The sequence below is a fragment of the Bradyrhizobium betae genome, from assembly GCF_004123905.1.
In the GTDB taxonomy this organism is placed as follows: domain Bacteria; phylum Pseudomonadota; class Alphaproteobacteria; order Rhizobiales; family Xanthobacteraceae; genus Bradyrhizobium; species Bradyrhizobium betae_A.
The window spans coordinates 20,735-33,351 of record NZ_MZXW01000006.1; the positions used below are offsets into that span (position 1 = coordinate 20,735).

Sequence of the window (12,617 nt, forward strand, 5' to 3'; positions counted from 1 at the left end):
GATACGGCTTTCGAGATGCGAATCAGAATCTTGACGAGCGAATCAGCTCTTGAGCAGCGAATTGATCTTCTTGACGAAATCTTCGTACGAGGTCTCGCCCTTGATCTTCTCGCCGTTGATGAAGAAGGTCGGCGTGGAATCGACCTTGAGAATGTCGCTGGCGTATTTCTGGTCGGCGGCGATCTTGTCGAGCAGCGCCTGGTCCTTCAGGCAGGCCTCGACCTGCTGCTGGGTGAGGCCGGCCTGCTTGCCGATCCGCGTCAGGGTCTCGGTGGTGTTCTTCGTCACCCAGTCGCCCTGCTGGCGGAACAGCATGTCGGTGACCGCGAAGTACTTTGGCGCGTCGCCATTGGCGATGCAGCGCGACAGCATCGAGCCGGCGGCAGCTTTGATGTCGAGCGGGAACTCGCGGAAGATGTAACGGATCTTGCCGGTGTCGATGTAGTCCTTCTTGAGCTTCGGGAACACCTGCTCGTTGAAGGCTGCGCAATGCGGGCAGGTCATCGAGGCGTATTCGGTGATGGTGACGGCGGCATCGTTCGGGCCGAGCGCCATGTCGGGCAGCGACACCGGCTTCGCCACATCGGCGGCGGTCTGCGCCATCGCTTCGGAGATGAACCGCAGCGGCGAGAGCCCGGCGAGCGCGGCAAGCCCGGTCAGCGACAGCATCGTGTTGAAGGCGCGGCGGGTGATGATCAAGGTCGGCTCCCGAATTGGCGTGGTCTCGCCCCAGGGGTTTGTCGAGTTCCCGCCCGGGCGGCCTGTCGCTAGCTTGAAACGTCGTTTGAGGCAATGGCGCGCGGCAAGCACGGGTCCAGATTGGTCGCGAAATGAGGCTCAATTTCGCTTGATGGCGGCCCCAAGGCGCGCCAGCGCCGTCTTCAAGTCTTCATCTTCGATATCCCCCAGGCTCTCCGCCACCTTGGCGACGCTCTTGGGGTCCGGCGGGCCGGGCCGGGCCGGCTTGCGGGCGCGAGACAGGGGGGCCTGGCGGAAGGCAAGCTTGCCGACCGCGCTCCAGCCGAAGAAGCGGTTGACCCGCTCCAGGATCACGTCGGCCGAATGCTGGATCTCCAGCGCCATCGGCCCCTCGACCCGCAGCACCAGGGTCGCCGCCTCCTGCGGCTGGCCCTCGACCGGCCGCGGCCATTGCATCTTCAACGGCTCGGCATGGGCTGCGATCTCCGGCCCAGCGATCTGCGCCCACCGTGTCACCAGCTCGCGTGCCGCAAAACCCTGTTTGGCATAGGCCTCGGCAAAGACGTCGTTGAGCAGGAGCGACAGCGGTTTTGCGCTGATGGGACCGGGTTTCATGGGGCGGAGCTTGGACATGAGCCCTTATAGCACTCGGGACCGTCGACTACAGGCTCCTCGCCGTCATGGCCGGGCTTGTCCCGGCCATCCACGTTCTTCTGTGAAGAAAGACGTGGATGCCCGCGACAAGCGCGGGCATGACGTGGAGAGATCGGGGTGACATCGTTACATTGAAAGCATGAGCCGCAAATCCGCACTGAAGGCAAAACCGGAACTCGGTCAGGCGGAGACCTCGTCGCGCCCGATCGCACTCCTGCAATGGTACGACCGCCACCGCCGCCGTCTGCCATGGCGCGCGATGCCCGGCGAGACACCGGATCCCTACCGTGTCTGGCTGTCGGAGATCATGCTCCAGCAGACCACGGTGAAGGCCGTCGTCCCTTACTTCGAAAAATTCGTCGCGCGCTGGCCGGATGTCACGGCACTGGGAAACGCGTCGCAGGATGACGTGCTGCGGATGTGGGCCGGGCTCGGCTATTATTCGCGTGCGCGCAATCTTTATGCATGCGCGGTTGCGGTGACGCGCGAGCATGGCGGGGTGTTTCCCGACACGGAGGAGGGGCTGCGCGCGCTGCCGGGCATCGGGCCCTATACCGCGGCGGCGATTGCCGCGATTGCCTTCGACCGCCACACGATGCCGGTGGATGGCAATATCGAGCGCGTGGTGTCGCGCCTCTTTGCAGTGGAAGAGGAACTCCCGCAGGCCAAGCCTCTGATCCAGCAATTGGCGGCGACGTTGCTCGCGAACTCCCGCGCCGGCGATAGCGCCCAGGCGCTGATGGATCTGGGCGCCTCGATCTGCACGCCGAAGAAGCCGGCCTGCGCGCTATGCCCGTTCACTGAGGATTGCACCGCGCGCGCGCAGGGCACGCAGGACACCTTTCCGCGCAAGGCGCCGAAGAAGAGCGGAACGTTGCGGCGCGGCGCCGCCTTCGTCGTGATACGTGGCGACGAGCTACTCGTCCGCTCGAGGCCCGAAAAGGGCCTGCTTGGTGGCATGACGGAAGTGCCGGGCTCGGACTGGCTCGCCGGCCACGACGACGCGACGGCAAAGCAGCAGGCGCCCGAGTTGAAGGGGCTGTCGCGCTGGCAGCGCCAGGTGGGCGTCGTCACCCACGTCTTCACGCATTTTCCGCTGGAGCTGGTAGTCTATACGGCGAAGGCGGAGGCCCGCACGCGTGCGCCCGCAGGCATGCGATGGGTGCCGATCGCGACGTTGGCCGATGAAGCGCTGCCCAACGTCATGCGCAAGGTGATCGCGCACGCGCTGGATCTTTCAACGGCCCCACCCTCCTGACAGCACGCTGGCAGCAGCGTTACGCTATCGACAGCGAAACGGAGGCTGCCAATGGTCAAGACCGCGCTCGACAATTTCAAGAGGCCGCCCTGCGCCGAACTTCTGGGATGGCGTCTGCTCGATGCCCGCCCCGAGGAAGGCTGGGTCAGGCTCGGCTTCGAGGGCAAGCCCGAATTCTGCAATCCCGCCGGTTTCATCCAGGGCGGTCTGCTCTCGGCCATGCTCGACGATACGATGGGTCCGGCAGTGCTCGTGATGAGCGAAGGCAGACTCTACACCACGACCATCAGCATGACTGTGAACTTCCTCGCGCCGGCGAAGCCCGGGCCGATCGTCGCTGAGGCCAAGGTCACTCAGCTTGGCAAGACGATCGCGTTCGTCGAAGGGAGGCTGACGGCCGAAGACGGCACGCTGCTTGCGACCGCCACCGCCAGTGAGCGCTTGCTCGATGCTGCGAGGGTCGTTCGCTGACGGTGGGCCTCGTTCACATTCTTTGAATAGCGGGAAATGCCTCGCATCAGCATGGAACCGGACAGGGTCTACCCGTGCGTGCAATGAGAGGATTTTCTTGCGGATTCGTTGTACACGCAATCAGCGCGCCGATCGTTGCGGGCTCTAACAGTGCGAGCATTTGGACTCGCGCATATTGTCGCAGCCGCAAAGAGATGGGTGGGTGCAGGCAATTTGCAGGCGAATCGCGATGTTCGATCATCGACGACGTGACTTGCGACAAAGTGGCAACTTCATATTCTCCGTGGAAGCTTGATTGTAGGTGGGCCAGTGGCCCGATAGAAACTTAACAAAAGTTAGACGGGGTAATTTTCCAAGCCGTACTTTATTTGAGGCCTTGAGGTGAGCCATGCCGCTTCCTCTTATTGAGACCGGCCACTGCAACGTCGATCTCGAACCGTCTCCGATCGAGCCATCCTGGATCATTGAAGGAAACCCGGAAGCGCGCTCGCACCTGTTGTCGACCAGCGCGTGCGGCACTGCCATGACCCTGATCTGGTCCTGCACCGAGGGCAAGTTCAACTGGTACTACGATCTGGACGAGACGATCATGATCCTTGAAGGATCAATGGTGATCGAGAGCGATGGCATGCCGCCGAAACGCTACGGTGCGGGCGACGTTGTCTTCTTCCGCGAGGGTGCGCACGCCAAATGGCACGTCGAAAAGTATGTGAAAAAGGTCGCCTTCTTGCGCCAGACCAATCCGGTCGGGCTCGGTTATGCCATCCGCGCCATCAACAAGCTCAAGCGGAAGTCGTGGGCATTGGGCAGTCGTCGTTCCGGGTAACTCGCGCCCGTCAACGGCATCGCGAACAGTGCGGCGACGACCTGGAGCATGATTCGGAAACGTGCGAGCGGATTTCGCTCGCGACAAACGCGGTACGCGTTTGCGCGGAGATCATGCTCAAGCAATTTATCGAAAGCGCGATGACTACTCATCCCACTCATCGCGCTTTAGGTGCTCGCGCGCTTCGCGCCCGCACTCACAATCGCCGGCTTCGCATTCAGCGCTTCGACCTGAAACCCCGCCACGCGCTTGTAGTTCGCGGCGATGTCTTCCAGCTCCTTCTGCGACAGCACGTCGGTGACCAGCTTGTAACCGTCAGGCGCGCGCTCTTCGACGAGCTGCATCACCTGCTCGGGGCCGTTCTTGCGGTTGAGCAGGACGAGGTCGGTGGTCGCGGGCCGCCGCTCGGCTTCATAGGCGAGCAGCGCGGCCTGCGTCGGGCCGTGCGCCAGGATCTCGCGGGTGATGGTGCGGGCATCGAGGATCGCCTGCGAGGCGCCGTTGGAGCCGATCGGGTACATCGGATGCGCGGCATCGCCCATCAGCGTGACCTTGCCAAAAGTCCATTGCGACACCGGATCGCGGTCGACCAGCGGATATTCATAGGCATGCGGGCAGTTCTTGATCAGGCCGGGTACGTCGAGCCAGTCGAACTGCCAGCTCTCGAACCAGGGCAGAAACTCCTCCAGCCGCGCGGTGCGGTTATAATCCTCGCGCCGCCACTGATAGGTCGGCGGCATATGGCGCTCGGCGACCCAGTTGATCAGATGGTTGCCGGACGCGTCCGGCTCCTTCGAAATGGGATAGCAGACGAACTTCAGGATCTCGTGGCCGGCCATGATCATGGTGCGGCCGCTGAGGAAGGCCTTTGACGGCGTGACGCCGCGCCAGAGGATGCGGCCATTCCAGATCGGCGGGCCTTCGTTGGGGTAGAGCTTTTCTCGTGCGGCGGAATGAATGCCGTCGGCCGCGATCATGATCGCGCCGTCGTAGGTGCCTGCGGCCTTGCCGGTCGCCTTGTCGACGAAGTCGGCGCGGACGCCGCCGGCCGTTTCGGTCCAGCCGGTCAGATGATGGCTGGTGAGGATGTTGTCGCGACCGAGCCGCTCGATCGCGGTGTCGAGCAGCAGCTGCTGCAGCGTGCCGCGATGGATCGAGAATTGCGGCCATTTGTAGCCGGCTTCCAGCCCGCGCGGCTCGCTCCAGATCGGCTTGCCATGCTTGGAGAAATAGGCGAGCTCGCGGGTGCGCACGCCGCTGGCATCGAGCTTGTCCATCAGCCCGAGCTCGATCAGCTCGCGCACCGCATGCGGCAGCACGTTGATGCCGACGCCGAGCGGCTTCAGCTCGGCAACGCTCTCGAACACTTTTACGGGAACGCCGATTCCGTGCAGGCTGAGCGCAAGCGTCAGCCCGCCGATGCCGCCGCCGGCGACGAGTACCGTCATGAAAAACCCCTCCGAATGCAGGCGTCTTGGCACAGGCGGGCGGATGTGGGCAACTGCGAAGAGAATGTCGTGCTATGGACCTCGGGGGCGACAGCCGCTAATTTCCAATTTTCCCATGAGGTCCGACATGCTCAAGCTCTACTACGCCACCGGCACCTGCGCGCTCGCCACCTACATGACCCTGGAGGAGGCCGGCGCCGACTACACGGCCGAACGCCTGAGCTTCAAGGACAATCAGCAGAACAGCCCCGACTATCTCGCCATCAACCCGAAGGGCCGCGTGCCCGCGCTGGTGACCGATCGCGGCGTCCTGACCGAGACGCCGGCGATGCTCGCCTATCTCGCGCAGACCTTCCCCAAGGCGAAACTCGCCCCGCTCGACGATCCCTTCGATTTCGCGCAAGTGCAGTCGTTCAACTCCTATCTCTGCTCGACCGTGCACATCAACCATGCCCACAAGATGCGCGGCGCGCGCTGGGCGACGGAGGCAAGCTCGTTCGCCGACATGAAGGCGAAGGTCCCGCAGACCATGGCCGCCTGCTTCGCGCTGATCGAGCAGAAGATGTTCAAAGGGCCCTGGGTGATGGGCGATCAGTTCACGATCTGCGACCCCTATCTCTACACGGTCTCGACCTGGCTCGAAGGCGACAGCGTCGACATCAACGCCACGCCGAAGATCGCCGACCATTTCAAGCGCATGTCGGATCGCCCGGCCGTGCGCAAGGTGATGGACGCGCAGAAGGCGTGAGGCGTGACGTCATTCTCCACTGTCGTCCCGGCGTACGCCGGGACCCATACCGCGGAATCTATCGATCACGTTCGGTAGAAATACCGAACCAAGAGTCTTCGCCAAACCACGCCCTATGGCTATGGGTCCCGGATCGGCGCTCCGCTTCGCTGCGCTTGTCCGGGACGACACCGAGTTTTCCGATGGTGCATTCTACGACCCCTTCTTCTCCAACTCCCGCCCCGTCTCCAGCATCAGCCTTCTCAGCCAGATCGAGCCCGGGTCCATCTGCGCCCGGGTCGGATAGAACATGAACTGCTCGTCGATGCCGGGGTCGAACGGCGGTGTCACCGTAACGAGGCCGAGCTGTTTCGACAGTGCCGCGATCAGCCGCCGCGGCACGAAGGCGACGAGGTCGGTGCGGGCGCTGACGTGCAGCGCTTCGAGATAGCCTGACACCACCAGCGAAATGTGCCGCTCGATGCCCTCAGTGCGCAGCCAGGTGTCGATCAGATCCTCGCTGTTGCCGCGGATGATCACGCCGACGTGCCGTGCGGCCAGGAACGTCTCGCGCCGCTTCAGCTTCGCTCCCATGGGATGGCCGCGCCGCACCGCCAGCGCGTCGGCATCGGTGTAGAGCAGCTGGCGGTGAAAGCCCTTGAAGGCATTGCCGATCGAGATCACGAGGTCGATGGTGCGGGCGAACTCGGCGTGGAAGATCGCAGGTCCCCGCCACGGCACGACGTCGATGCGGACATTGGGCGCAAGGCGCGTGACCTTCTCCATCAAGGGCGGCATCAACAGCTCGACGGCGAGATCCGGCATCATCAGGCGGAAAGGCCGCTCGCTGCGCGCCGCGTCGAACTCATCAGGCACGAACAGCCCGCGCACCTGATCGAGCGCCTGCGCCAGCGGTGCGCGCAGGGCCTGTGCCCGCGGCGTCAGCTCCATCCGCGCGCCGGTCCGCACCAGCAGCGGGTCGCCAAAGATGTCGCGCAGGCGCTGCAAAGCGTGGCTCGTCGCCGGCTGCGACAGGCCGATCCGCATGGCGGCGCGGCTGACATTGGCCTCGCGCAGCAGCGCGTCGAGCGCGGTCAATAGATTGAGGTCGAGCGAATTCAAATTCATGAGGCGAATAGATATCATATCCGCTATCGATTTGAAGAATTCTCATCGGACGGCGATGATCCCCGAGTTGCCACCAAACGGAGATGCCGCCATGAGCGCGAGCGCCAACAAGAAACTGATGCAGGATATTTTCGCCGCCGCCGCCAACCCCGATCCGGCCGTGCGCGACCGCGCTTTGTTCACCTCGAGCCTTGCCGATGACGCCAGATGGGTCGTGACCGGCCAGTATTCCTGGTCGCGCACCTTCGCCGGCAAGCAGTCGATCCTCAACGATTTGCATGCGTATGTGCGGACGCGCCTGGTCGACCGTACCCGCACGGTCGCCCACCGCTTCATCGCCGACGGCGACATCGTCGTGGTCGAAGCCAAGGGCGACAACGTCACCCCCGAGGGCGTGCGCTACGACAACGACTATTGCCTGGTGTTTCGCCTGGAGGACGGCAAGATCAAGGAGATCAGGGAGTACTGCGACTCGATCCTGACCGAGAAGGCGCTCGGCCCGTTTCCGCAAGCCGCCGTGAAGGCCGCGGGCTGACTGGGTTGAACGACGTCGCGTCCGCAGACCGCTCTCGTTCATCACGGTCGGCGATGGTCGTGCGGGCCTGGCGGGCGCTGGCAGAGATCATTCGCATCAGGCGAGAGCGGTCCCGGGGTCGGTATCTCCTCGCCGCGATGAGCGAGCGGGAGCTTCAGGACAGCGGGATGACCCGATCGGAGATTGCGTACGAGCTGAGGAAGCCTATCCGGCAGAAATAGCCGGATTGCTCTTGCCGCACCCGGAGCCTCGATCCGCGCGAGCCCCATGCGACCGCGCGCCACATCCTTGCGCAACTGCATAGAAGATCAGCAGATTTTGTATGCGCTTCTTGAGAGGTGCGCGAAAAATCAGAAGGTTCAATTAACGAGTGTCCCCCATTGTGTCGCGGTGCAGCGTAAATCGCGAAAGACGTGATTCGCGGCTGCGAGGGTGGCCGTGACGATAGCCGGACGAGTTCGGCCGCCCGAATTCGCGTGGATCCGGGTGGACAGTGGGAATGCCGAAGTTTCGTTTGCGGATCAGGGGACGCCTGTACGCAGGCTTCATGGCCTTGGTGGCGGTTGGTCTCATGATGGCGGTGGTCGCCATCTGGAATTTGCGGTCCGTGCAGGACCAGGTCGGAAGACAATCCGCACTTTCGGACAGCACCGCGCGGGTGCTGGAGATTTCGACCCATCTTCAGGCCATCCAGCGGGCCAATCTGCGCTACATCTACGATGCCAGCGAGCCCGCGATGAAGGAGGCCTCCGAGCGAGAGACGGCTGCGACCGAGCTGTTGAAGGTGGGGGCGCAGGGCACGGCCTCTGAGGAGCGGCGCAAGCTCTACAACGACCTGATCGCCGACATCGCCAGGATGAAGAGCCTGCGTGACAATCTCGGCGACGCCGTCAACGAGGCGCGCACGGGCAAGGCGACGCTGCTGCCGAGCGGCGATGAGCTGACCGTCAAGATGGGCAAGCTGACCGATGTGGCGCGCGCGGCCGTCGACGAAGACACTGCGTCCCTGGTGGCGGACCTCGAATCCAGGCTGCTTCTCGTTCAGATCGCAAACTGGCGGTTCCTGGCCCTGCGCGACACCAAGGGCCCCGCCAACTTCAGGACGAATGTCGACAGGGCCATCCAGCGGCTCACGGCGCTCGAAAAGAGCCCGCAGGCGACCGAATTGCGTGCCACGCTCGGGCCGGTCAAGACCTCGCTCGGGATCTACAAATCCGCCTTCGAGATGACGTCGGCGGCCATGCTCCAGGCCGACGAGATCTACCACAAGAACCTCGCGCCGCTCATCGTCGAGAGCATCGGCAAGCTCAAGGTCGCGGAAGCCACCCTGAAGAACGATTACAAGGATTCGCGCAAGCAGGCCGAAGCCGTGATCGAGGGCACGACGACCGTGCAGGAAATCGCGGGCGGCCTTGCCACCCTGTTCGGATTGATCGTCGCCTTCCTGATCGCCCGCAGCATCGTCGGTCCGCTCACCTCGATGACGCGTGCGATGGGGCTGCTCGCCGGCGGCGATCTCGCGGTCGAGATCCCCGGGCGCGGCAAGGCCGACGAGATCGGCGACATGGCCAAGGCGATCGAGGTGTTCAAGACCAACATGATCGACACCGAACGCCTGCGCCACGAGCAGGTCGAGGTCGAGGCACGGCAGGCCGAGGACCGCAAGAAAGACATGGTCAAGCTCGCCGACCAGTTCGAGCACGCGGTCGGCGAGATCGTCGACACCGTGTCGTCGGCATCGAACGAGCTCGAGGCGTCCGCCGGAACGTTGACGGCGACCGCGACGCGCGCGCAGGACCTGTCCACCGAAGTGGCGTCCGCGTCGCAGGAAGCGACCGCCAACGTTCAGGCGGTGGCCTCCGCCACCGAGGAGCTGTCCTCCTCGGTCAGTGAGATCGCCCGCCAGGTGCAGGAATCCGCCCGCATCGCCAAGGACGCCGTGGGGCAGGCGAGCAGGACCAACGAACGCGTCGGCGAGCTCTCCAAGGCGGCGGCGCGCATCGGCGACGTGGTCGAGCTGATCAACACCATCGCCGGCCAGACCAACCTGCTGGCGCTGAACGCCACCATCGAGGCCGCGCGTGCCGGCGAGGCCGGCCGCGGCTTTGCGGTCGTCGCCTCCGAGGTGAAGGCGCTCGCCGAGCAGACCTCCAAGGCGACCGGCGAGATCGGCCAGCAGATTTCGAGCATCCAGGCCGCCACCGAGCAATCGGTCGGTGCCATCAGGGAGATCAGCGGCACCATCGAGCGACTGTCGGAGATCTCCTCGACGGTTGCCGCTGCCGTGGAGCAGCAGGGCGCGGCGACGCAGGAGATCTCCCGCAACGTCCAGCAGGCGGCCAATGGCACCCAGCGCGTCTCGACCAATATCGGCGACGTCCAGCGCGGAGCCTCCGAGACCGGCTCGGCCTCCTCGCAGGTGCTCTCGGCGGCGCGCTTGCTGTCGGCCGACAGCAACCGGTTGAAGCAGGAGGTCGCCAAGTTTCTCAGTTCGGTTCACGCCGCCTGAGGCTCAAACGCAAAAGGCCACGCGCTTGCGCGTGGCCTCCAATGATGGAGTGGCGCGATCGGTATGCAGAACGGCGTCGGCTGCCGAATTGCTGTTCAGATGATTCCAGAAGCGGCAGCGCCTCGCCGCTTTTATTGCATCTTCGCCCGGACCCTCCGTAGTCGACACCCCGCAAATACAGCACTCAATTAATAATTATTCCGCATTGTGCTGCGACGCAGGACGAGTGGTTGATGATGATCGCGGCTGCGTGGGCGGCCGTTGCGATCTCGGGGGCATCGGCAGCTTCGTTTCTCTAGCTGCAATGGGTGGACAGTGATGCCGAGCTTGCGTTTGAAGATCCGCGGACGTCTCTATGCCGGATTTTCCGTTCTTGTGGCCGTTGGCCTGATCATGGCGGGCGTTGCGATCTGGAATTTGGGCGCTGTTCAGGGCCAGATGACACGGCTCTCCTCGCTCGCGGACAACACGGCGCGCGTCCAGGACATCTCCATCAACCTCCAGGCGCTGCGGCGCGCCAATTTGCGTTACATCTACGACGCCAACGAGCCCGCCTTCAAGGAAGCCGCCGAGCGCGAGGCGGCGACGGTCGAGCTGTTGAAGGCTGCGGCCAAGTCGACGATCTCCGAGGAACGGCTCAAGATCTACAACGGCCTCCTCGGTGATATCGAGAAGATGAAGTCCCTGCGCGAGCGCATGGGTGCCGCCGTCAACGAGGCGGCGAAGGGCAAGGTCGCTCTGCTCGCCGGCGGCGACGAGCTGACCGCCAGCACCGGCAAGGTGGTCCAGGCTGCGACCGCGATCGGCGATACCTACGTGGCCAGCTTCGTTCTCGACCTCGAATCCAAGATCCTGCTGGTTCGCGTCGCAAACTGGCGCTTCCTCGCGGTGCGGGATGCCAAGGGGCCGGCCACCTTCCGGGCCAATGTCGAGCAGGCGCAGCAGCGCCTCGTGTCGCTGGAGAAGGAGGGACTGCCGGACGAGGTCAAGGCCACGCTCGGGCCGGTCAAGACGTCGCTGTCGGCCTACAAGGCCGCGTTCGAGACGACCTCGGCCGCGGTCCTCCAGGCCGACGAACTCTACCGCAACAATATCGCGCCCTTGATCACGGACAGCGTCGACAAGCTCAAGGTCGCAGAAACCGGACTGAAGGCCGATTATCAGAAGTCGCGGGCAACCGCCGACGGCGTCATCGCCAGCACGACCTTCATTCAGGAGGTCGCCGGCGGTCTCGCCGTCCTGTTCGGCTTGTTCGTCGCCTTCCTGATCGGGCGCAGCATCGCCGGGCCGTTGACCACCATGACCCGGGCGATGGGGTTGCTGGCCGGCGGCGATCTCAAGGTCGAGATTCCCGGCCGTGGAAATCGCGACGAGATCGGCGACATGGCCAAGGCGATCCAGGTGTTCAAGGAGAGCATGGTCGAGACCGAGCGCCTGCGCCACGAGCAGGTCGAGGTCGAGGCGCGGCAGGCCGAGAGCCGCAAGGCGGACATGCGGAATTTGGCCACCCAGTTCGAACGTGCAGTCGGCGAGATCGTGAACACCGTGTCGTCGGCGTCGAACGAGCTCGAAGCGTCCGCCGGCACGTTGACCACGACGGCCACGCGGGCCCAGGACCTGTCGACGGAGGTGGCCAGCGCTTCCCAGGAGGCCTCGACCAACGTGCAGGCGGTGGCCTCCGCCACCGAGGAGCTGTCCTCCTCGGTGTCCGAGATCGCCCGCCAGGTTCAGGAATCCGCTCGCATCGCCAATGAGGCCGTGGGTCAGGCCAGCCGGACCAACGACCGCGTCGGCGAACTCTCCAAGGCGGCGGCGCGCATCGGCGACGTGGTCGAGCTGATCAACACCATCGCCGGCCAGACCAACCTCCTCGCGCTGAACGCGACCATCGAGGCCGCGCGTGCCGGCGAGGCCGGCCGCGGCTTTGCGGTCGTCGCCTCCGAGGTCAAGGCGCTCGCGGAGCAGACTGCGAAAGCGACGGGCGAGATCGGCCAGCAGATCTCGAGCATCCAGGCCGCCACCGAGCAATCGGTCGGTGCCATCAGGGAGATCAGCGGCACTATCGAGCGGCTGTCGGAGATTTCCTCGACGGTTGCGGCTGCCGTGGAGCAGCAGGGCGCGGCGACGCAGGAGATCTCCCGCAACGTCCAGCAGGCGGCCCATGGCACCCAGCGCGTCTCGACCAATATCGGCGACGTGCAGCGCGGCGCGTCCGAGACCGGCTCGGCCTCCTCGCAGGTGCTCTCGGCGGCGCGCTCGCTGTCGTCAGACAGCAACCGCCTGAAGCAAGAGGTCACCAAGTTCCTGAACTCGGTCCACGCCGCCTAAAAGCAAAAGGCCACGCGCATGCGCGTGGCCTCGA

General features: G+C 64.3%; 11 protein-coding genes. 7 read left to right on the forward strand and 4 right to left on the reverse strand.

Annotated features, from left to right (window positions below):
• Nucleotides 1–42: 42 nt before the first annotated feature.
• Nucleotides 43–699, reverse strand: coding sequence for a DsbA family protein (locus B5V03_RS03560; RefSeq protein WP_129267903.1), 657 nt, complete (start codon nt 697–699; stop codon nt 43–45).
• A gap of 138 nt (nt 700–837) precedes the next feature.
• A complete protein-coding gene (locus B5V03_RS03565) occupies nt 838–1,332 on the reverse strand; it encodes a DUF721 domain-containing protein (RefSeq protein ID WP_129267904.1) in 495 nt (164 codons plus the stop codon).
• 160 nt (nt 1,333–1,492) lie between these two features.
• Here B5V03_RS03565 and mutY point away from each other — a divergent pair, with 160 nt between their 5' ends.
• The 3 genes from mutY (at nt 1,493) to B5V03_RS03580 (ending at nt 3,908) form a co-directional block, all read left to right on the forward strand.
• Nucleotides 1,493–2,611, forward strand: a complete 1,119-nt coding sequence (mutY, locus tag B5V03_RS03570) for an A/G-specific adenine glycosylase (RefSeq protein ID WP_129267905.1) — start codon at nt 1,493–1,495, stop codon at nt 2,609–2,611.
• A 51-nt stretch (nt 2,612–2,662) separates the two neighbouring features.
• Nucleotides 2,663–3,082, forward strand: a complete 420-nt coding sequence (locus B5V03_RS03575; protein WP_129267906.1) for a PaaI family thioesterase — start codon at nt 2,663–2,665, stop codon at nt 3,080–3,082.
• Nucleotides 3,083–3,470: 388 nt separating this feature from the next.
• On the forward strand, nt 3,471–3,908 hold the full coding sequence (locus tag B5V03_RS03580; protein WP_129267907.1) for a cupin domain-containing protein: 438 nt from the start codon (nt 3,471–3,473) through the stop codon (nt 3,906–3,908).
• Between the two features lie 167 nt (nt 3,909–4,075).
• On the opposite strand, the gene B5V03_RS03585 is transcribed toward B5V03_RS03580, so the two are convergent.
• The gene (locus B5V03_RS03585; protein WP_129267908.1) at nt 4,076–5,356 is read right to left on the reverse strand and encodes a flavin-dependent oxidoreductase; all 1,281 of its coding nucleotides are present in this window, start codon (nt 5,354–5,356) and stop codon (nt 4,076–4,078) included.
• 127 nt (nt 5,357–5,483) lie between these two features.
• Between B5V03_RS03585 and B5V03_RS03590 the strand changes: the two genes are divergently transcribed.
• Complete coding sequence (locus B5V03_RS03590) at nt 5,484–6,104, forward strand: glutathione S-transferase family protein (RefSeq protein WP_129267909.1); 621 nt, start codon at nt 5,484–5,486, stop codon at nt 6,102–6,104.
• Nucleotides 6,105–6,296: 192 nt separating this feature from the next.
• Here the strand turns inward: B5V03_RS03590 and B5V03_RS03600 are convergent, their stop codons facing one another.
• Entirely contained in the window at nt 6,297–7,211 is a 915-nt protein-coding gene (locus B5V03_RS03600) for a LysR family transcriptional regulator (RefSeq protein ID WP_129267910.1), read from the reverse strand.
• Between the two features lie 91 nt (nt 7,212–7,302).
• Here B5V03_RS03600 and B5V03_RS03605 point away from each other — a divergent pair, with 91 nt between their 5' ends.
• From B5V03_RS03605 to B5V03_RS03620, 3 genes are all read left to right on the forward strand, one after another.
• Nucleotides 7,303–7,746, forward strand: coding sequence for a nuclear transport factor 2 family protein (locus B5V03_RS03605; RefSeq protein WP_164987766.1), 444 nt, complete (start codon nt 7,303–7,305; stop codon nt 7,744–7,746).
• Between the two features lie 499 nt (nt 7,747–8,245).
• Nucleotides 8,246–10,255 (forward strand): methyl-accepting chemotaxis protein, encoded by a 2,010-nt coding sequence (locus B5V03_RS03615; protein WP_164987767.1) that lies wholly within the window; start codon nt 8,246–8,248, stop codon nt 10,253–10,255.
• A gap of 318 nt (nt 10,256–10,573) precedes the next feature.
• Complete coding sequence (locus tag B5V03_RS03620; RefSeq protein ID WP_129267913.1) at nt 10,574–12,583, forward strand: HAMP domain-containing methyl-accepting chemotaxis protein; 2,010 nt, start codon at nt 10,574–10,576, stop codon at nt 12,581–12,583.
• Nucleotides 12,584–12,617 lie beyond the last annotated feature (34 nt).